Genomic DNA, 21,609 nt, shown 5'->3' with positions numbered 1-21,609 from the left:
AGACAGAGGTTATATGAAATATAATAGTTGATGGTGCTGAACAACTCTATCTTCAATAGTTAAATCAGAATGACCGGAATGCACATTACACAAAAAATGTTAGTTATTTAATTTTAAATATATTTTTTATTTCTAATAAAGCTAACTAAATTAGCATATGGAAAAATTAAAAAAGAAATAAAACAACCGCAATACTGAATTATAATTAAGAATTGCTTACAAGCCTCGCAGCATGAATCTAGTAAATTTAACTCAGCAAGCGTAAGTAAAGCAACCTAAACCCTATATTTGCTATAGGGCTGGTGCTCCTTATGTCATTGTTGAGGCCCTTTCGAAAGATGGGGTGGCTTTACTAGAGCCAATGCTACAATAGACTGAGTGAGTTACCAGCCCTATACCATTTAGGGTGTTAACCCCTCATAGAGGCTTATTTAAATTGAAAAAATTAAATAAGATCAATATGAAAACACAAATCAACTATCACACGCTTACCATCCCGCTGGAATTCCGTGTCGCCTGTGCCCTCTACAGACTGGATGAACGGGAAGTATTACAAATTTTCATCAATCATGCTACAGTTTACGATTCATTAGCTGACCCTTACAGTGAAGGTTATTCTGAAGCCTCAAAAACTATCGGACTTTATGTAGCGGAGAAAAGGAGAACTCCTAATGGCAGCCATGCTTTCAGCCATTGCCTGGCCAATGCCGCAAATTGCTTCAGATGGATCAATGAGCTGGCCGAAAAAGTATTGAGCAGTTCAGTAGCAAAAAGAAAGAAATCTCTTTTGTATATAGATGAACTGTATACCAATATGAACCGGGTATATACCAGTTCAGATACCTTTCACCTGGATGAAAATCGTTCCTTAAATTTCACGAAAGACTTTACCGTGCGTAAAAACACGAAATGGACTACCTTGTTCTTTCTGCAATATACAGAACTGATGGAGCAGGATAGCGATACAGAGTTTGACCTTGAAGATTTACTTACAGTATTTTACCGATACACTGGCCGAAAACATGGAAAAATACAAAGACGGCGGAGCGAAAGCGAGGGAAGCAGGAAGAGAAGTGATCCGGGAATGGCAAAAGGCTGTGCTGGCGGAAAGAGCAAAATATATTACTGATGAATTATGATGAAGATAATGAAAGCTTACCCTTTGTCACCAATGGTGATCATATTATAGGGTAAGCTTTCATCAAATTAAGCGTTCCTGCGTTTTTTCTCGCGCTCAATCAGATCAAGCTCTCTGCTGGTCTGGCCGGCAATAGAAGTATTTTCCTGCGCTCGCCTGAACAGATATGGCATAACAGCTTTAACAGGTCCATAAGGAACGTATTTAGCTACATTATAACCTGAATCTGATAAATTGAAACTTAGATTATCACTCATGCCCAGCAATTGTGAAAAGTATACATGGGGATGATTATGATCAATCTGATGCTGGTCCAGCAAAGCTGCCAGTACACCACAACTGTTTTCATTATGGGTACCGCAAACTATTCCTATTTCTTCGATATGCGCTACACAATAGGTAATTGCTGCATCATAATCCTGATCGGTAGATTTTTTATCTGGCTGGATGGGCGAAGGATAACCCATTTCAAGGGCTCTTTTACGCTCTTTTTCCATATAAGCGCCACGAACTACTTTCGCACCTAAGATAAAACCCGCTTTCTGAGCTACTAAATGGTCTGCTTTTAAATCGGCCAGTTTATCATGACGGTACATTTGATAGGTATTGTATACAATCAGCTTCTCTTTATTGAAAAGCAGCATCATATCCAAAGCCAGGTCGTCTATCGTTTTCTGAATCCAGGTCTCTTCTGCATCAATCATGATAGGCACATTTTTTTCAAATGCAGTACGGCAGATTCTTTCACAGCGTTTTTTCACTTTTTCAAACTCCGCTTTTTCTGCATCATTGAGGTCCTGTTTTGCATCAATTTTCTGCAACAGGGCAAAACGTGCAATCCCGGTAATTTTAAATACGGTGATGGGAATGCGTTTATCTCCCGCAGCACGGTCTACCGTTCTGATAATCTCTGCACAGGTAAAATCGAATACATGTTCTTCTTCCTCCCCTTCTACAGAATAATCCAGAATAGTACCTACTTTACCATCGGCCAGCTGTGCGATAGTATGTTCACATTCTGCAATAGTCTCCCCACCGCAAAATTGCTTAAAAATAGTAGACTTGATAATTCCCTGGATCGGAAGTCCCACATTCAGCATCAAATTGGTAACCGGAGTTCCTACTTTGATCAGTAGATTGCTGCTCATAGCTTTAAATAACCAATAAGCGCTGTTTAGTTCTGATTTTGACTTGTTCCGGAAGGCGATTTCGGTGTTATCAAAATTTATTTTTTTCCCTGAGGATTTCTGCATTTGGATTGATGTGTTAGTCAAACGGATGCAAAAATATAAATTCCCTCACTATCAGAGGTAAATCCCTTTGTAAATAATTGTAAATTTGCGCTACAATGATAGAATTTAAATTAGAAGGCGAGTTTATCCCCCTTATTGCTTTGCTAAAAGCAACAGGATTGGTTCAAAGTGGTGGCGAAGCACAGACTGTTGTAGAAGATGGTCTGGTAAAATATAATGGCGAAGTTGATCACCGTAAACGTTTAAAAGTACGTAAGGGCGATGTGATTGATTTCATGGGCAATCAAATTAAAGTAGTATAATGAACAATATCGAAAGCGCTGGTCACCAGATACACTTTGAAACACAGCTTGAGCCCCTTATGGAGCTGATCAATAAAGGAAAATACAGTAATGTATTTGTTTTTGCCGACCGTAATACAACGGAATTGTGCATGCCTGTATTCAGACAGATGCTGGATGAGTACAGCGAATTTGATATGATCGAAGTTGATCCGGGAGAAGAAAACAAGAATATCGATTTCTGTATCGGGATCTGGAAGACTTTACTTGATTTTGAGGCCGACCGCAAAAGTCTGATGATCAATCTGGGTGGTGGTGTAGTGACCGATATGGGTGGCTTTGTCGCTTCCACGTATAAACGAGGGATAGATTTCATCAATATACCTACCACGTTGCTGGCTATGGTGGATGCTTCTGTAGGTGGAAAAACAGGAATAGATGTAGACAATGTCAAAAACATGGTCGGCACCTTTAGTTTACCGCAGGCGGTATTTATCGAAACTGAATTTCTTAAAACCCTGCCTTCACGTGAGCTGCTTTCGGGCTTCGCAGAAATGATCAAACATGGTCTGATTGCGGATGCTGCGTATTATGACGAATTGAAAAAATCGGATTATAAAAATATCTCTGCGGCTGCTATTCACCGTTCGGTAGAAATTAAAAACCAGGTAGTGACGGAGGATCCGCTGGAAAAAGGATTGCGCAAAATTCTGAACTTTGGCCACACTATTGGTCATGCAGTAGAAAGTTACTCTCTGAGCAAAGATAAAAAGCCATTGACCCATGGTGAAGCAATAGCTATCGGTATGGTCTGTGAAGCTTATTTATCGCATAAAAACAGTGAGCTGACGGCAGAAGAGCTGCAGGAAATTTCTGCATATATCAAAAGTGTATATCCAGCGTATAAAATTAAAGAGAAGTCATTTCCTCAGCTTGCAGTTTTAATGCAGAGCGACAAGAAAAACGAACATGGTAATATTCTCTTTTCGCTATTGGAATCGATAGGAAAATGTACTTATAACTGCAGGGTATCAGAAAGTGATGTGATCAGCAGTATGGAATATTACAATTCACTTTATGCTAAATAACCTGATATAGGTAAGATTAAAAAGAAAAAGGTCACAAAAAATAATTTTTTTTATTTAGCTATTGACAAATTAAATTTTGTTAGTTACATTTGGCTCGGCAACAAAGAGGATTGAATCCTGCTAAAACGTTATCCTTCAATTTGAAAAAGATAAAGCAGCGGTTCCCATAAAGTCAAAAAAAGAAAAATGAGAAATATCACTACATATTGGTTTAGCTACTTCTACTATTTTAGTAAGAGCCGGGACTGATATGCAATCAAAATAAACACAAGATTAATTGTATATGAAAAGTCCCGGCATAACGCCGGGACTTTTTTTTGTTTAAGGAATTAGCGCAAATAAATTATCATTTAAAATGAAAACAGTTACAAGAGTAGCCATCCAGGGTATCAAAGCCTCCTTCCACGAAGAAGCTGCTTTCAAATTTTTCGGCAGGGACATTGAAACAATTGAATGTAACTCATTTAAGCAAACTTGCGACAGTCTGGCCAACAATGAGGCCGACTTTGTAGTCATGGCCATTGAGAACTCTATCGCAGGCAGCCTCTTACCGAATTACACCCTGATCCGTGAGTATAATTTTGCAATTACCGGCGAGGTTTACCTGCCGATCCAGCTGCATCTGATGGCATTGCCTGGTGTAAAACTGGAAGATGCTAAATTTGTGACCTCCCACCCTATTGCCATCCGTCAGTGTATTGATTTCTTTGATGAACTGCCGCATTTGAAAGTGGTGGAAAGCAGTGATACTGCAGCCTGCGCCAAAAAAATCAGAGACGAGCAGTTGACTGATACACTGGCTGTCGCAAATTCCCTTGCAGCGGAGCTTTACGGACTGAATATCATTGAAAAAAGAATAGAATCGAATAAGAAAAACTACACCCGTTTCCTGATCCTGAAACGCGACAAAAGCGAAGAAACTGCCATGGTAAATAAAGCATCGATCTGTTTCCAGCTGGGCAACTATGTTGGCGCATTATCCAAAGTACTGAACCTGTTCGCAGAACAGGAGGTTAACCTTACAAAAATCCAGTCGATGCCTGTATTGGGCAAAAGGAACGAATATTATTTCTATATCGACACCGAATGGGACGATATGAATAAATACGACTTCGCCATCCGCAAGGCCCTTAAATATACTGTGAACTTCAACATTATGGGCGAGTATCAGAAAAACGATAAAGTATAAACACAACAATTAACGATATAATTTAACAACGGCAAACGCATAAAAAACCTTCATCATGAAATTAAATTTAAACATCCAGCCTTTAGAGAGCTGGTTAAACATCAAAAATGAACCATTGATCATCTCTGGACCTTGTAGTGCAGAAACAGAAGAGCAATTGGTATCTACAGCACATTTATTGGCTGCAACTGGTAAAGTGTCTGTATTGAGAGCTGGTATCTGGAAACCACGTACCCGTCCGGGAGAATTCGAAGGAATCGGAAGTATCGGTCTGGAATGGTTAAAAAGAGCTAAAGCGGAAACAGGATTACCTACAGCGGTAGAGGTTGCAACGGCAAAACATGTTGAAGAAGCATTGGCTGCCGGCGTTGACATCCTTTGGATCGGTGCACGTTCTACTGCTAACCCTTTCACTGTTCAGGAAATTGCTGATGCTTTAAAAGGTCATGATATCCCGGTATTGGTTAAAAACCCGGTTAACCCTGATATTTCCCTATGGGTTGGTGCTTTAGAGCGTATCAATAATGCCGGCATCACTAAACTGGGTGCTATTCACCGTGGTTTCTCTTCATACGAGAAAAGCTCTTTCCGTAATGAGCCAATGTGGGAACTGGCTATTCAGCTGAAAACACTTTGCCCTGAATTACCGATCATCAATGATCCTTCACATATCTGCGGAAACCGCGAACTGATTCCTTATATTTCTCAGAAAGCATTGGATATGGACATGCAGGGATTAATGATCGAAAGTCATATTGATCCTTCTGTAGCATGGACTGACGCTAAACAACAGGTTACTCCTGCTGCTTTAGACGAATTGGTTTCTAAATTAAGCATCCGTGAGCCCGAATCAGCAAATGAAGCTTTTGTAGATAAATTAGCAGAATTACGTACCAGCATCGATAAAATCGACGATATCATCATCCAGAAATTAGGTGAGCGTATGGCTATCGTAGAAAAAATCGGTCTGTACAAAAGAGATAATAACGTAACTATTTTACAGGTTAACCGTTGGGATGAAATCCTTAAAAAAGGAAGCGCATTTGCAAGGGCATTGAAATTAGACCTTGGTTTTACAGAGAAGTTTTTAGAACTGGTTCACGGTGAATCGATCAGGAAACAAACTGAAATTATGAACGAAGGTAAAGTTGCTGCTGATGTAGCTGCAGCAGAATCTGTAAAATTATAAGGATGAAAAAGAATGCAATTGTTTCTTTCAGGGGGCAAAAAGATATCGCTGCCACTATTAACCTGACTGGCTCTAAGAGTGAGAGCAACAGGGCGCTGATCATCTCTGCGCTGAGCAAAGGTGTGGTGAAAGTGGAAAACTTATCTGATGCAGCCGACACGGTGATTTTGAACAGGATCCTGAGGGATCTTGAAATTAACCCGGCTACGGAGAAACAGACAGTGGACGTTGGTCATGCGGGCACAGCAATGCGCTTTCTGACGGCCTACCTTTCTACTTTACCGCAGCAGTTTACGCTGACCGGTTCTGGCAGGATGCAGGAACGTCCTATTGCAATTCTTGTAGATGCACTGAAAACACTGGGCGCGGATATCTCTTATGAGAAAAATGAAGGCTATCCGCCTTTAAATATCAATGGCGGACTAAATAGTGATGCTGCCGAGGTGTCTATCAAAGGCAATGTGAGCAGCCAGTATTTATCAGCCTTGCTGATTATTGCACCCACATTACCTTTAGGTTTAAGGCTGAAAATTGAAGGCGGACTTACGTCGAGACCCTATCTGGAAATGACCCTGAATATGCTGGCTGCAACAGGAATACAGCATGAATGGTCAGACGACACCATTTATATTGCTCCTCAAAAACACCAGGAAGCTACTTTGGTAGTGGAGCCCGACTGGAGTGCTGCGTCTTACTGGTACAGCATCACTTCGCTGGCAGATACGGGCGATATTACGCTGACGAATATGCGTGAAGAAAGTCTGCAGGGCGACAGTAAGATCCAGGAAATCATGATTGCACTGGGTGTCCGCACCTCGCGTGTGCCTGATGGAATTGAACTGAAAACCGGCACTTCGGTAGATATTCAGGAAGTATTAAACCTGAAGGACTGTCCGGATCTGGCACAAACAATTATTGTATGTGCAGCGGCCAAAGGACTGAACTTATCTTTCACAGGATTAGAAACACTGAAAATCAAGGAAACAAACAGAATCCTGGCTTTACAGCAGGAACTGGCTAAGATTGGTGTAACACTAAATGAAGACAACGAGGTGTATACATTAAACTGTGATGCACTCGCATTTCCGGAAAAGATGACGATCGCTACTTATGATGATCACCGGATGGCCATGGCTTTCGCGCCATTAAGTCTGCTGATCAAAGAGGTAGAAATTGAAGATTACCAGGTAGTGGAAAAGTCTTACCCGGATTTCTGGAAAGATTTGGAAACGGCAGGTTTTACAGTTAACGAATTATAAAATATAAAAATATGGCAGGAAATTCCTTCGGGCAATTATTCAGGATCTCTACTTTTGGAGAATCACATGGCGAAGCTATTGGAGTGATCATTGACGGCTGTCCTGCACAGCTGCCGATTGATCTGGAGTTTATCCAGGCAGACCTGGACAAACGCAGACCTGGTCAGTCCAAAATCACCACCCAGCGTAAGGAAAGCGACACGGTAAAAGTGCTGTCTGGTATATTTGAAGGTAAAAGTACCGGCACACCTATCGCATTGATGATTCCGAACGAGGATCACCGTTCTAAAGATTATGAGCATAACAAGGATGTTTACAGACCTTCTCATGCAGATTATACTTATGATGCAAAATATGGTATCCGCGACCACAGAGGTGGCGGCCGCTCTTCAGCAAGAGAAACTGCTGCCCGCGTTGCGGCAGGTGCAATTGCGAAGTTGTTATTGCAGCATTACGGTATCTCAGTTTTCGCGCATGTAAGTGCCGTTGGAAAGATCAATGCGCCGAACCTGGAAGCTTTACCTGTAGCAGCATTAATCGACCTCAGGGAAGATAACATTGTGCGCTGTGCAGATCCGGCAACGGCTAAAGAGATGATCGGGTTTATCGATGAAATCAGGAAAGATGGCGATACTGTAGGTGGAAAAGTGAGTTGTGTGATCAATGGCTGTCCGCCGGGATTGGGTGAGCCGGTTTTTGATAAACTGCATGCCGACCTGGGCAAAGCGATGTTAAGCATTAATGCAGTACATGGTTTTGAATATGGATCAGGATTTTCTGGTAGTGAAATGAGAGGATCTGAGCATAATGATATTTTTCTGGCCACATCAGATGCACCTAAAACGCTGACTAACTTTTCCGGCGGTATTCAGGGGGGGATTGCTAACGGCATGGAAATCAACTTTACTGTTGCTTTCAAACCGGTTGCGACCATCATGCATAACCAGCAGACTGTAAATGCGGCGGGTGAAGCTGCTGAGATCAAAGGAAAAGGCAGACATGATCCTTGTGTAGTACCAAGAGCAGTTGTAATCGTAGAAGCGATGGCTGCATTGGTTATCGCAGATCAGCTGTTAAGGAATAAAAGCAGTAAACTTTAAGCGCGTTGCATTTAGCTACCAGTTAGTTAAAATTCCGGCTTTATAAAACCGCCCCGTATTCTTTCGATATACGGGGCGGTTTGTTTTTACATGTATCCTAGTCCAGCCGGGGGTGATTGCTGATTCCTGATGTTAGGGTTTACATCAATTTCATTTTGTGGAATTGGGAATACCCATACTCTTAAAGTAAAAGGCAGTGGTGTTTCCTGCACTGAAGCGGCTGCCCCCACAAAGTCCGTTCTGGTTACAGTTCTGGTTCAACATTATTCCTTCAGAAGCAATTTTGTTTTGGCATCTTATTTGTTAACAGAATGATAAGTAAAATTAACTCCTGAGAAATGGGAAAACCTGCCGCACGGGCTAATATAGATACAGGAGCCCATAGTGGCCCAATCGTAAAAGGAAGCCCCGATGTTAAAATCGGTGGTATGCCTGCAGCGCGTAAAGGTGACCCGGTAACGTGCTCGCTGCATGGTGACGCTTCTATTGTTGAAGGATCAGCATCTGTATTTATTAATGGACAACCGGCAGCACGCATGGGTGACAAAACATGCTGTGGTACCGCTGCAAAGCCTGCTTCATACGGACCAACAAAGGCAGAGGATAAAATAAAAGTACATACACTTGCCCCAAACGTCAGAGCAGACGGCACTTCTAAAAACTCGCCGGATTATATTGATGCTAAAGCCATGTACCTTGAATATGGAACAAAGGACAGAACCGGCGATGGGAGTCGCGACCAGGCAGTTTTTGGTACGGCAATAGTTGATTTAAAGACAAAGGGTAAAGACAAGCCAATTTTTGGAGAGGGCAACGGCGGACTTGGCGGAGGCGCCAATATTTCAGTAGCGAAAGTTGATGCAATGGCTGGTGCGTATGGAAGTAACGGAATTGGGGGCGCAGAAGTAAATGCAAAAGCCGTAGGTGTTGGTGGTGGCGTTGAAGGACATGTCGGCAAAGAAGATGTCGCCTATCTGAAAGGTGAAGCAAAAGGGGATATAGGTTATGCAGAAGCTGGTGCTAAAGCTGAAGGTTATGCTGGTGGCTCCGAAAATGCATATGGATTTGACCTTTCTGCAGTGGCAGAAGCTGGTGTAGCAAGAGGTTCGATAGGTGCATCTGGCGACTTATTCGGTCAGAAATTAGGTGGTAGTTCCAAAGCAAATGAGACCAGTAAGGTGAATGGTGAATGGACAAAAAAACCAGGCGGAAAAGGTGGCGGAAATTATCTGGAGGGTAAAGCTGGTGGTGTTGGAGGAGATATTGGTCTTGGAATTATAGCAGATACCGATGATTATACCTTACGGGTAAAGGCTAAGCTGGGGGCTGAACTCGGACTTGGACTGGAAATTGGGGTTGACTTTACGCTTAAATTCTGGTTCAGTGATAAAAAACCGGCAATTGTTCCCGGACAAGTATTAATAGGTTGTGCTAACGTTTTAATTGGTTAATATGTCTGTAATCTTCTTCATCCTCTTCATACTTTTAAACTATCTGCTTATTTTCAAGTTTGCTGAACAGCTGAAAAATAAGGGGATCACAATTGGACTTATCATTTTGTATTTTGTATTACTGGGTATAGCACTGGCAGTGCACACTTGGTTCCTGGACAAACAAATCTTCTCACATGCAGCAAGGAGCATCATTTTTCGCAGTTATTTGTCCATTATGATTTCCATAGCGCTAAGTTTTGTGAACCGGATCTTTCCGGCGTTAACGTCATACATCATCAATTTCCATAGAAAGTATAATACAGCTAATATTAACCGGCAGCCAATTAAATTTTTAATAGAAAATCAGCAAAACATAATAACTGTTAGTTCCTGTCTGATCCTCGCTGGTGCAGTATTAGCCATGTATGGCGTATGGTTCAATGTAAAGCAATAGCATGAAAAAAATAACGATAACCCTGGCCTGTATGGCTATTTTAAGCAGCTGCGAGTTTAAGGCAAACAGCGCAGCGAATCAAATCAAAGAACAGACAATGGAAGAAAAAGCAGTACTACCTTTTCCTTTAACGGTAGCCTTTTCAGAAGAGTATCTACGGGCAAATTTCTATAAATGTAATTATACTGAGGCCGGAGACCGCTTCGCGTACTGGGTATTTCTGCCTAATTTTATCAAACCTACGGTACTGAAGCCGACTGCTGTGGAAAAACTGAAAGTGATCAATGCGGGATTTTATGAATCTGCCGATAAGGAGCCTCGTATTGAAGTTTGGGCAGCTTATGAGACGCTGAAAGAACCCATATCAACATCTGAGTGGCTTCTTAATAAGATTAAAATAACTGATGGGAAGGTAGTGAAACAGAATAGTATCAATGCTCCTAATGGAGAGCAAAATATAGATGTCCTGACTTCACAAAATGTAGGTGATGGAGAAACAGTGATTACCCGCTGGATTGCTATGAAAAGAGACAATGACTATTTAGTAGTTAAAGCTACCTGTACAGAAGATGATTATGTGAAGCATGCAGATACTATTTTTTATATCGTTTCTCACTGGAATTTTACGAACCAAAAGTCATCATCGTAAAAATTGATATCCATATTCCTGACCCAACATGTATGACTGAACAGCAGATTAAAAAATATAGCTTTCCCACTGAACAGCGCTTGTCTCCTGATGAGCTGAGAGCTGCTTTCTGGAAATGTAATTACACAGAAGGATCGAAGCCATTACACTACTGGGTAATTCTTCCGAATAATGTAAAACCGCTGGTTGTTGAACCAGTACAGGCAGATGAAGTGAACCTGACTATCATTGGTCAGTATGTCCGCACAGATGACAGTCCGTATTACGAAGTTCAGGTAGTGTATGAACATGTGAATTACGAAATGAATGCGTCAGACTGGCTGTTGAAAAAAATATCATTAATGGGAGAAACAATTCTTGAAAACAGAATTGTACAAGGCGAAAGTACAGGGAAATATCTGGACGTGCTGACCTGGAAAGAAACATCAGGTGGTGAAGAAATGATTTCACGGTTCACGGTTTTAAAGGACTATGATGTGGAAAAGTCTGGCGCGAACCTCTTTTGTATCAAGGCATCTTGTGTAGCAGCAGCATATGAACAGCTATCTTTGGGTATGTTGCAGACAGTTGCTAATTTTGACCTTCTAAATAAATCAGATTGGCAGATGGCTGAATCCATTTTTCCATTCAGTTACGAATTTGTGGAACCACTAAGTTTTTATATCCCTGATTCATGGGAGGTTAAATATGATGAAGGTAATACCACATCATATGCCCATTTTATATTTTTACACAACACGGTTACACATGGCAACAAAGGACTCATCTCTGCCTGGTTCTATGAACGTGATACGGCAATAAACCTGGATATTGTATTGAGGCGTGCTGCTGGCATCTATGCAAAACATAGCCATGAATTGCCAACCTTAGCACTACAGGACTGCCTTAATCCTGCTGTAGAGCAGTCATGGAATACCCAGGGGGAAATCCGCTACGATGATGCAGATGGCTCAGCTTTCCTGACCGTCTGCCTAGTGAGAACAGCAAAGGGCTGGTACCATTTCGAGATGATGGGTCCGGGTCCAAATTTCGAAAATGATTATTGGGAGATCAATAAAAGGTGCATGGAAATGATCATAGAATCGTTGAATAATCCGGAATTTCATAAAAGCACAGTAAATCATGGAACAAAACCTGATGCTGCTGATTTCCCGGAAATAGATGAAAAACAGAAAAACAGCTGGCTCCCGCCTGACTGGAATTATTAAAGCACAAAAAAGCGGGTGATTAAATATTCACCCGCTTTTTGTGCTTTAATAATTCAGGCTTAAAAACTGGTATCAGAATATAGCCGGATATTTACTGCTATTGTATTTGTGCATCATTTCATAAATGGTTTCCACTACATCGTCTACAGAAGGCTTGGTGAAATAATCACCATCAGTGCCATAAGGTGTGCGATGTGGTTTTGCCGACAAGGTCTGGGGCTGCGCGTCCAAGTGATAATAACCCTGCTGCGTTTCTAAAACCTGTTGCAAAATATAAGCAGAGCCACCGCCCGGTACATCTTCATCCACTACCAGCAGCTTATTTGTTTTCTTCAATGAAGCGGCACACAAATGTTCTGTATCAAACGGAAGCAGCGTCTGCGGATCAATGATCTCAACAGAGATACCAAACGCAGCCAGTTCTTCCGCAGCTTCTTCTACAATTCTTAAGGTCGAGCCGTAAGATACCACAGTAATAGCTGTACCTTCTTTGATGATCTCTGCTTTTCCTAATGGAACAGTGTAATCGCCCACGTTATCCGGCATCATCTCTTTCAAACGGTAACCATTCAGACATTCAATCACCATAGCGGGCTCATCAGCCCTGAATAAGGTATTGTACATACCCGCAGCCTGTGTCATGTTTCGTGGCACACAGATATGGAGACCCCGTAATGAACCTAAGATCATGGCGATAGGAGATCCTGAATGCCAGACCCCTTCTAAACGATGTCCGCGAGTCCTGATAATAACTGGTGCTTTCTGACCCGCTTTTGTACGGTAAGATAAACTTGCCAGGTCATCACTTAATACATTGATGGCATATAAAAGATAATCAAGGTACTGAATTTCGGCAATTGGTTTCAAGCCCCTCAATGCCAAACCTATACCCTGACCAACAATAGTCATTTCCCTGATTCCTGTATCGGTAATTCTTAAATCACCATATTTTGCCTGCAAGCCTGCAAAACCCTGATTTACGTCCCCTATTGCACCTAAATCCTCACCAAAAGCAACCAGACGCTGATCACGTGCAAAATTCGCATCAAAACAGGCATTCAGCAATTCGCGGCCGTCTACCATTTTACTGTTTTCATGGTAAGCAGCAGGCACTATTTCGATTAAAAGCGGACTATCTTTTCCATCTGTAAACAGCTTGGTATTGTAACGTTCCTGATTTACAGCAGCTTCCTTTTCATACCAGCTCATCAGCATCGTTCTTTCGTCAGATGGCTCATTAAGCGTCAAACGAAGTGCTTTTCTTGCGGAAGATATTAACTCTTTACGTTGTGCATCCGGCGTACCGGCCAGCTGGCCGGCTATCTTATCCAGCGCAGGATTTCCTTTCGCCAGTTTATTGATCAAACTGATGGCCTGATCTTTCTCTACTTTAATATCAGCAAGGAATTCATTCCATGCTTCTTTTTGTGCGGTCCGTACCAGTTTTTTAGCCGTATCTTCTATGACCACCAAATCTTCTTCAGCAATAATGGCCGACTCCAGCATCCATAACCGCATCTGGCGGATACAGTCAAATTCTTTCTCCCATTCCAGTCGGGCTTTATCTTTGTATCTCTCATGCGAACCTGAAGTAGAGTGGCCCTGCGGCTGAGTTACTTCTGTCACATGAATTAATACAGGAACATGTTCGTCCCTGCAGACAGTGATGGCCTGCTGATATGTTTCGCAAAGGGCAGGATAATCCCATCCCCTTACTTTATATATTTCATAACCAGCGTTATTTTCATCCCGCTGGAAACCTTTCAATATTTCAGATATATCTTCTTTTGTGGTTTGATATTTAGCCGGAACAGAAATGCCGTAACCATCATCCCATACCGATACGGCCATAGGAATCTGCAGTACTCCCGCAGCATTGATGGCTTCAAAAAATACGCCTTCAGAAGTAGATGCATTACCAATCGTACCAAAAGCCACCTCATTTCCTTCTACCGAAAAGTTTTTCAGGTAGCTCAGTTCCGGATTCTGGCGATACAACTTTGAAGCATAAGCCAGGCCTACCAACCTTGCCATCTGTCCACCCGTAGGGGCAATATCCGAAGAAGAGTTTTTCATCTGCGTCAGATCTTTCCATGACCCGTCCTCATTTAGCGAACGTGTAGAAAAGTGGCAGTTCATTTGCCGGCCTGCCGACGCAGGATCTGCCTCTAAACTGGGATTCGCATATAATTGTGCAAAAAATTCCTTGAGGGTACAGATGCCCGTTGCGAATGCAAAAGTCTGATCCCTGTAGTAGCCCGAGCGCCAGTCGCCGTTTTTAAAAGCCTTTGCCATGGCAATCTGGGGCAGCTCTTTACCGTCGCCGAATATTCCAAATTTAGCCTTACCCGTCAATACCTCCTTACGACCTAATAAACTAGCTTGTCTGCTTTCAAACGCAATCTTATAATCCTCGATTACAATCGTCTTAAAGTCGTCAAAACTTAATTCTGAGGCGTCAATCGGATTCGTAGTAAGTTTATCATTTAGCATCATATCTACAAAAGTTTATTGGGCAAAGATACATATTTTCTAAAGTCTGACTTTATTCTGAGTGTAATATATATATTAGCTTAGTCCTTTGATTTATCAATCAAATCATTAAATTTGTGTAAAACATACAAACATGAAAAAGCTAATTGTACTATTAACCTTTGTTTTAGGTGTAAGTGTTGCAGCAATCGCGCAGAATAAACCTGCTGAATTTAAGTTCGAAAAAGAATCGCATGATTTTGGAAAAATTCCATTGACTAAACCAGTTTCGGTAGAATTCAAATTTACAAATATTGGTGATGAGCCATTGATCATAACTAAAGTAGAAACTACTTGTGGATGTACCGTTCCTACCTACACCAAAACACCAATTAAAAAAGGTGATGCAGGTGTAATCAGCGTAACTTATACCCCGGCAGGTTCACCATTGCCATTCAGCAAAAGCATTACAATCACTTCTACATCAAAAACACCTACTAAAGTGTTGTACATTAAAGGAGAGACTGTTTCAGCAAGCAAATAATTTAAACAGATATTTTTTAATAAAAACCTCGTTAATTAACGAGGTTTTTTATTTTTGTGCCCATGCCACACATTTCAGAGAAAGGGGTTCAAATGCCCGCTTCGCCAATAAGAAAATTAACACCTTATGCCGATCAGGCAAAAAAGGAAGGTAAAAAAGTTTACCATTTAAATATCGGTCAGCCAGACATTGCAACACCTGAAGTGATGTTGAATGCGATTAAAAACATTGATTTTAATGTTTGGGCCTATACCGCGTCTGAAGGGACATTGAGCTACAGAACAAAACTTACTGAATATTATAATAAACTAGGGTATAATATCACCCCTGAAGATATACTGGTGACCCTTGGTGGTTCTGAAGCGATTACTATCGCTATGCAGACCTGCGTAAATGAGGGTGACGAAATTATTATTCCTGAGCCTTTTTATGCCAACTACAATGGTTTTGCCTGCATGAGTAATGTAGTGGTAAAACCGATCCTGTCTTACATTGAGAACGGCTTTGCATTACCTGCGATTGAAGAATTTGAGAAGCTGATTACAGCTAAAACCAAAGCAATTATTATCTGTAACCCAAATAACCCGACAGGATATTTATATTCCAAAGAAGAGCTGGATGAGTTGAAGCAGTTGTGTTTGAAATATGACCTGTTCCTTTTCTCTGATGAAGCTTATCGCGAATTCTGTTATGATGGCAGGGAGTTTATATCACCAATGCACCTTGATGGTCTGGATGAAAATGTAGTGGTACTGGATACTGTTTCTAAAAGATACAGTGCATGCGGCGCACGTTTGGGTTGTATGATCACTAAGAACAAAGAAGTGATTAAGTCGGCATTAAAGTTTGCACAAGCCAGGCTGAGTCCGGGTTTAGTAGAACAGATTGCAGGAACTGCCGCTGTGGATACGCCAGACAGTTACTTTGAAGAAGTAAATAAGGAATATACTTTGCGCAGGGATACATTGGTGTCACGGTTAAATGCAATTGAAGGTGTGTTTTGTCCTAATCCGGGTGGTGCATTTTATGTAGTGGCCAAGTTTCCTATTGATGATGCAGATGCATTCTGCCAATGGATGCTGGAAAGCTTTGACCATAACGGGGAAACGGTCATGATGGCACCTGCTACAGGATTCTACTCGAGTCCGGGTTCTGGCAAAAATGAAGTAAGAATGGCTTATGTGTTAAATACAGAAGACCTTAATAAATCGATGGACTGCCTGACTATTGCTTTGCAGCAATATCCGGGAAGAACAGTTTAATCAATACTGATATGAGCAGCCGGCTTGCTGATCTCTTTTCACCTATTGTATGATAAGGAAAAAGGATTGGTAAGCCGGCTGTTTTATTGAACAAATGTCTGAATATAAAAGGGCTAAAACTTTTAAATCTTTTGTACTGTTGTTCAGCTATTAGGCAACTCAAATGAACGAACAGATCATCAAACTTTTTATACTGGCAATCCCCGTAGCCTGCATCGCATGGACTGTAACTCATGAAGAAGTATTCAGGGAACCAAGGGAATACTTTATGAGCCAGAGTGTATCAAGAAAAACAATTCTTGGCCGCAAATTCTTTTATCTCTTTACTTGTGAGTACTGTTTTAGTCATTATGTAGTATTGGCGATGTTGTTTATAACAAATTACCACCTGTTGTTTTTGGATTGGCGGGGCTACCTGATTGCGGGTTTCTCTTTGGTATGGATCGCGAACTTATACATGAGCATCTTTGGTCGTTTAAGGTTAGGTATCCGTAAAGAAAGAACGGTAATTAAGGCTATGGATGATGAGTCAGCGAAAAAAGAAGACCATATTCAAACCTAGAGCAGACAATATTTGATCTCCTTGTTCTTTAACAGCATTTTTTCTCAGACAAATCAGGCAAATCCTTTTAATAATTGTAAAACAATATCAATAACTGTGTGTTAACCAGCTAATAATCCAATTGTTACCATAAAATTCAGGTATATGGAGTCTGCTCATCACTATAACAGGAGAAAATTTCTCAGATCATTGTCCCTCGGCCTGGGTGCATTAACATTAGCGCCGGCATTGGATACGTTTGCCGGTATATATCCCGGATCAGCTACTAAAAAATTAGGTATCGCATTGGTTGGACTGGGCGGCTATAGCAGCGGACAATTGGCCCCGGCTTTACAGCAAACTAAAAACTGTTACCTGGCAGGAATCGTTACCGGCACCCCGGCAAAAGCTGATGAATGGGCATCAAAATATAATATTCCTGCGAAGAACATTTATAACTATTCAAATTTTGATACGATCATCAACAATCCTGCAATCGATATCGTCTATGTGGTTTTGCCTGTATCGATGCATAAAGATTTTACTATACGCGCAGCCAAAGCGGGTAAACATGTGATTTGTGAAAAACCTATGGCATTGAACGCAGCAGAATGCAGAGAGATGATCACTGCCTGCAAAAATGCCGGCCGGATGCTTTCTATTGGCTATCGTTTGCATTTTGAGCCGCATAATATAGAAATGATGCGGCTTGGACAAAAACAGGCATACGGAAAACTTACCTCGCTGGATACTGCTAATGGATTTACATGGGGAGGAAACAGTGACTCATGGCGGTTGAAAAAAGCGATGTCGGGCGGCGGTGCATTGATGGACATGGGTATCTATGCTATACAAGGTTCAAGATATACCACCGGTATGGAACCAATATATGTCACTGCAACAGAGAAAAAGACCCGTCCCGATTTGTTTGGTGAAGTCGATGAAACAATATACTGGGAACTTGAATTTCCGGATCAGTTTGTAGCTACAGGTAAGTCCAGCTACAATGCAAACTGGAGTTATTTAAAAGCTGTAGCCGAAAAGGGCACATTTGAAATCTCACCGGCTTACGGTTATAGCGGCATTACGGGTAATACCACGGCCGGAAGAATGCCTTTTCCGCAGATCAACCAGCAGGCTGCACAAATGGATAATTTCGCCGATTGTATTCACCAGAAAAGGCCCACTATAGTGCCAGGAGAAGAAGGATTGAAAGACATGCTGGTAATTGATGCCATCTACAAAAGTATTGCATCAGGTAAAAAAGAGAGGATTTAATCCCTACTATTTACCGGAAATTATATGTAGGAATAACCCTGCGATGACGTATTGATATTAACGCCATGAAACTCCGGATCCAGCAAAACAGTACCAACCTCCATATTCATGAACCTTAGATTTCCAAAAATACTGGCGAAGGCTGTGTCTGTTGCGTCAGCGCCTGAAGCGATTTTTATCAGCCCGTTAACAGGAGCAAGTTTTGTCGCGTCAATCACTACCCAGTGCCCTCCAAGATAAGCTTCAAAGCAGGCGTGAAAATCTGGCGGATGCAGCTTGTAAGCATAACAGGTAAAATACCTGGCAGGAATAGTGAGGGCCCGGCACAATGCTACGCCCAGGTGTGCGAAATCACGACAGACACCCACCTGTTCTGTAATCGTATCATAAGCTGAGGTTTGTGGTGTAGTATAACCTCCGTATTCTACATTCGTATAAATCCAGTCGCGAATGGCAATAACCTTCTGGTACGCATGTTCAATGTTTCCAAATTGGTTATAAGCAAATTTATACAATTTGTCTGACTGGCAATAGCGACTCGGATGAAGGTAAAATAGTGCTGCAGGAGGCATTTTGCTAATCGGAACATCATCCAGCTGATCTGCAGGAATAACTTCAAACTTATTCTCCACTACAGCTTTATAATTAATCGTGATTTTTCCGGTTTCAGGTATCTCAATTACCTGAAACCTCTTCTCTCCTGATAAAGAATTGAGCTCTTTCATTTTTAGCCCCGGTGTTGACGAGAGATTCTCACTGAGAATAACCTGTCCATCAGACCTGAACGGATTTAAGTTTAAAATGAGTGTAGATGGCGCCAGGGCCTCGTAAGCTATTTTAGCGGAGACTTCAAACTTCATATGGTATCTTCATTAGGCGTATGCATTTTTTGAAAAGCTATGTCCATCCAGCTGTCTGGAATTCTGTTTAGTGCTGCCTTTAATTCGTCAGCCCACTGATCGGAGATATTCTCCAGATCTTTTTTAGTATACCGGTGTTCCGTCATGCCGAAACTGTTGTTACGGTAAAGCACAACATCAATCGGGAAATCGACATCATTTGCACTCGCTCTTGTAGAGTCGAATGAAAGAAATCCTGCCTTTAAAGCAGAATGCATACTCGTTTCACTGGTCAATGTTCTGTTGAGAATAGCCTTCCCATGTCCCGAATTACCTACGATCACATAAGGCGCTCCCCCACCAAGTTCAACCCAGTTTCCTTCAGGATACAACAGGAAAAGTTTGTGTTCTTCGTCATCCTTCAACTGTCCGCCAATAATCGTATTCAAGTTAAACCTGAAACCGGATTTCTCCAACGCATCTTTATCCTCATTCGCCACCCGTTTTACCTGTTCACCAAAAGCATTTACCGCCTTGTACAACTTGTTATGTTCTGCGCCTTCATCGATCAGTTCCTTAAAATACAATACCGCTTTGTCTCTAACCGACCTTAAACCGCTGGTCATGATGAAAAGCGAGTATTTATCTTTCTCATACAGATATATTTTCTTCTTCTCTGTCGTGTCAGAACCTGAGGTTATTCTTGTATCAGCAATAGCTACTAATCCTTCTTTAACCTTAATTCCCAAACAATATGTCATAAAACTCCTTTAATAAATATAGCACTAAATATATCATTCAAACTGAACAATTATTCATTTTATTATACACAATTCCTCCTTACGCCGATGTTCACAAAATAGGCTTATAAAAACAATTTAAACGTAAAAAAGACAAAATAATAGAAGATTTAACTATATTTCAATACACATTTATACTATTTGGCTAAAATGATTAAAAATACACACGCAGAATCATACGATTTACCAAAGAATACCTGGGACGAGATGTTTGATGAGTCTAAAAAGGTACGAGATGAGTATAAAAAGGTAATAGACTACCTGGATCAGGAGTCTACAGAGGAATTAAATAAAAAAGAAGAGCTCTCCAAAGTACTTTTCATGAGTCAGGGCATTACATTCACCGTCTATAACAGCGGTGAAGGTGTAGAAAAAATTTTCCCCTTTGATATTATTCCCAGAATTATCACTTCCGAAGAGTGGGAATTCATAGAGAAAGGAATCAAACAGCGGGTTACTGCCCTGAACCTTTTTCTAAAAGACGTATATAGTGATCAGTTTATTATTAAAGATGGGATTGTACCTATAGATATCATTTATTCCTGCCCGCATTTCCTCAGAGAAATGGTAAATGTAAAGGTGCCGCATGATATTTATATCCATATTGCCGGAATAGACCTGATCAGGGATAATGACGGTACTTATTATATACTTGAAGATAATGTCCGCACCCCATCTGGTGTAAGTTATATGCTGGAAAACAGGGAGATTACCAAACGTTTATTTCCCGATCTGCTGCCCCAGTGTAAAGTGAGGAGCGTGACGGAGTATCCGAATGTATTATATAATAACTTATTGGCTTTGTCGCCCAGAGATATTGATAATCCGACCATCGTTTTATTAAGCCCGGGCAGTTTTAACTCTGCTTATTTTGAACACACAACGCTTGCGCGCTTAATGGGAATTGAACTGGTAGAAGGGCCGGATTTGATCGTTGAAGACCATAAAGTATACATGAAAACCACGGCAGGCCTGCAGCAGGTAGACGTAATTTACCGGAGGGTGGATGATGAGTACCTGGATCCACTGGTTTTCAATGCGAGTAGTATGCTGGGTGTAGCAGGTTTAATGAATGCTTACCGGAAAGGCAATGTAACGATAGTAAATGCAGTTGGCAATGGTGTGGCAGACGATAAAGCGGTGTATGTGTATGTACCGGATATGATTAAATACTACCTTAATGAAGAACCCCTGCTCAAAAACGTACCTACTTATCAATTGGGCAATAAAGAAGAAAGGGCACATGTCTTTGAGCATATCAATAATATGGTAGTCAAACAGACCAATGGCAGCGGCGGATATGGAATGCTGATGGGTCATGCAGCTACGGAGGAAGAGATTGAAGCCTATAAAGTAGAGATCATGAAAGATCCCAGACAGTTTATTGCACAACCGACAATCAGTCTTTCTTCTGCACCTTGTTATATGCACGGCGTATTGCAGCCAAGAAGGGTCGATTTCAGACCTTTTGCCGTCTGTGGTCCCAACGGCATTACCATAGTTCCCGGTGGATTAACCAGGGTTGCTTTAAAAGAAGGATCGCTGGTTGTGAACAGCTCTCAGGGCGGTGGCAGTAAGGATACATGGGTACTTTCCTAGGTTTATAATTTTTATGCAGTATCAAATAATAGT

At 41.4% G+C, this 21,609-nt stretch carries 20 protein-coding genes; 16 read left to right on the top strand and 4 right to left on the bottom strand.

Annotated features, from left to right (window positions below; translation table 11 throughout):
• Window positions 1-460 precede the first annotated feature (460 nt).
• Window positions 461-1,129 (top strand): hypothetical protein, encoded by a 669-nt coding sequence (locus OQX62_RS06060; RefSeq protein ID WP_265830523.1) that lies wholly within the window; start codon window positions 461-463, stop codon window positions 1,127-1,129.
• Window positions 1,130-1,206: 77 nt separating this feature from the next.
• Here the strand turns inward: OQX62_RS06060 and OQX62_RS06055 are convergent, their stop codons facing one another.
• A complete protein-coding gene (locus OQX62_RS06055; protein ID WP_265830522.1) occupies window positions 1,207-2,391 on the bottom strand; it encodes a proline dehydrogenase family protein in 1,185 nt (394 codons plus the stop codon).
• 95 nt (window positions 2,392-2,486) lie between these two features.
• Between OQX62_RS06055 and OQX62_RS06050 the strand changes: the two genes are divergently transcribed.
• From OQX62_RS06050 to OQX62_RS06005, 10 genes are all read left to right on the top strand, one after another.
• Window positions 2,487-2,693 carry an RNA-binding S4 domain-containing protein gene (locus OQX62_RS06050; protein ID WP_265830521.1) on the top strand — a complete coding sequence of 69 codons (207 nt, stop codon included), beginning with the start codon at window positions 2,487-2,489 and terminating at the stop codon, window positions 2,691-2,693.
• A complete protein-coding gene (aroB, locus tag OQX62_RS06045) occupies window positions 2,693-3,760 on the top strand; it encodes a 3-dehydroquinate synthase (protein ID WP_265830520.1) in 1,068 nt (355 codons plus the stop codon). The genes OQX62_RS06050 and aroB overlap by 1 nt, the downstream gene beginning before the upstream one ends.
• 355 nt (window positions 3,761-4,115) lie before the next feature.
• A complete protein-coding gene (locus tag OQX62_RS06040; RefSeq protein ID WP_265830519.1) occupies window positions 4,116-4,949 on the top strand; it encodes a prephenate dehydratase in 834 nt (277 codons plus the stop codon).
• A gap of 55 nt (window positions 4,950-5,004) precedes the next feature.
• Window positions 5,005-6,138: a chorismate mutase gene (locus OQX62_RS06035; RefSeq protein ID WP_265830518.1), complete on the top strand. Its 1,134-nt coding sequence runs from the start codon at window positions 5,005-5,007 to the stop codon at window positions 6,136-6,138.
• Between the two features lie 2 nt (window positions 6,139-6,140).
• The gene (gene aroA, locus OQX62_RS06030) at window positions 6,141-7,397 is read left to right on the top strand and encodes a 3-phosphoshikimate 1-carboxyvinyltransferase (RefSeq protein ID WP_265830517.1); all 1,257 of its coding nucleotides are present in this window, start codon (window positions 6,141-6,143) and stop codon (window positions 7,395-7,397) included.
• Between the two features lie 11 nt (window positions 7,398-7,408).
• The gene (gene aroC, locus OQX62_RS06025; protein WP_265830516.1) at window positions 7,409-8,497 is read left to right on the top strand and encodes a chorismate synthase; all 1,089 of its coding nucleotides are present in this window, start codon (window positions 7,409-7,411) and stop codon (window positions 8,495-8,497) included.
• 338 nt (window positions 8,498-8,835) lie between these two features.
• Window positions 8,836-9,948: a PAAR domain-containing protein gene (locus tag OQX62_RS06020; RefSeq protein ID WP_265830515.1), complete on the top strand. Its 1,113-nt coding sequence runs from the start codon at window positions 8,836-8,838 to the stop codon at window positions 9,946-9,948.
• A 1-nt stretch (window position 9,949) separates the two neighbouring features.
• Window positions 9,950-10,384 (top strand): hypothetical protein, encoded by a 435-nt coding sequence (locus OQX62_RS06015; RefSeq protein WP_265830514.1) that lies wholly within the window; start codon window positions 9,950-9,952, stop codon window positions 10,382-10,384.
• A 1-nt stretch (window position 10,385) separates the two neighbouring features.
• Window positions 10,386-11,033 (top strand): hypothetical protein, encoded by a 648-nt coding sequence (locus tag OQX62_RS06010; protein ID WP_265830513.1) that lies wholly within the window; start codon window positions 10,386-10,388, stop codon window positions 11,031-11,033.
• Between the two features lie 32 nt (window positions 11,034-11,065).
• The gene (locus OQX62_RS06005; protein WP_265830512.1) at window positions 11,066-12,241 is read left to right on the top strand and encodes a hypothetical protein; all 1,176 of its coding nucleotides are present in this window, start codon (window positions 11,066-11,068) and stop codon (window positions 12,239-12,241) included.
• A 72-nt stretch (window positions 12,242-12,313) separates the two neighbouring features.
• Here the strand turns inward: OQX62_RS06005 and OQX62_RS06000 are convergent, their stop codons facing one another.
• Window positions 12,314-14,737, bottom strand: coding sequence for an alpha-ketoacid dehydrogenase subunit alpha/beta (locus OQX62_RS06000; RefSeq protein WP_265830511.1), 2,424 nt, complete (start codon window positions 14,735-14,737; stop codon window positions 12,314-12,316).
• Between the two features lie 130 nt (window positions 14,738-14,867).
• On the opposite strand from OQX62_RS06000, the gene OQX62_RS05995 reads away from it, so the two are divergent.
• The 4 genes from OQX62_RS05995 (at window position 14,868) to OQX62_RS05980 (ending at window position 18,338) form a co-directional block, all read left to right on the top strand.
• Window positions 14,868-15,257 (top strand): DUF1573 domain-containing protein, encoded by a 390-nt coding sequence (locus OQX62_RS05995; RefSeq protein ID WP_265830510.1) that lies wholly within the window; start codon window positions 14,868-14,870, stop codon window positions 15,255-15,257.
• A gap of 62 nt (window positions 15,258-15,319) precedes the next feature.
• Entirely contained in the window at window positions 15,320-16,519 is a 1,200-nt protein-coding gene (locus OQX62_RS05990) for a pyridoxal phosphate-dependent aminotransferase (protein WP_265830509.1), read from the top strand.
• A 163-nt stretch (window positions 16,520-16,682) separates the two neighbouring features.
• The gene (locus tag OQX62_RS05985; protein ID WP_265830508.1) at window positions 16,683-17,081 is read left to right on the top strand and encodes a hypothetical protein; all 399 of its coding nucleotides are present in this window, start codon (window positions 16,683-16,685) and stop codon (window positions 17,079-17,081) included.
• 144 nt (window positions 17,082-17,225) lie between these two features.
• Complete coding sequence (locus OQX62_RS05980) at window positions 17,226-18,338, top strand: Gfo/Idh/MocA family protein (RefSeq protein WP_265830507.1); 1,113 nt, start codon at window positions 17,226-17,228, stop codon at window positions 18,336-18,338.
• A 20-nt stretch (window positions 18,339-18,358) separates the two neighbouring features.
• Here the strand turns inward: OQX62_RS05980 and OQX62_RS05975 are convergent, their stop codons facing one another.
• Entirely contained in the window at window positions 18,359-19,198 is an 840-nt protein-coding gene (locus OQX62_RS05975) for a transglutaminase-like domain-containing protein (RefSeq protein WP_265830506.1), read from the bottom strand.
• Complete coding sequence (locus OQX62_RS05970; RefSeq protein ID WP_265830504.1) at window positions 19,195-19,938, bottom strand: peptidase; 744 nt, start codon at window positions 19,936-19,938, stop codon at window positions 19,195-19,197. Before OQX62_RS05970 ends, OQX62_RS05975 begins: the two co-directional genes overlap by 4 nt.
• Before the next feature lie 189 nt (window positions 19,939-20,127).
• On the opposite strand from OQX62_RS05970, the gene OQX62_RS05965 reads away from it, so the two are divergent.
• Window positions 20,128-21,576, top strand: coding sequence for a circularly permuted type 2 ATP-grasp protein (locus tag OQX62_RS05965; protein WP_265830503.1), 1,449 nt, complete (start codon window positions 20,128-20,130; stop codon window positions 21,574-21,576).
• Window positions 21,577-21,609 lie beyond the last annotated feature (33 nt).

This window comes from Pedobacter sp. MR2016-24, assembly GCF_026239655.1.
Classification (GTDB): domain Bacteria; phylum Bacteroidota; class Bacteroidia; order Sphingobacteriales; family Sphingobacteriaceae; genus Pedobacter.
This window is presented reverse-complemented; position numbering and strand designations above follow the sequence as displayed.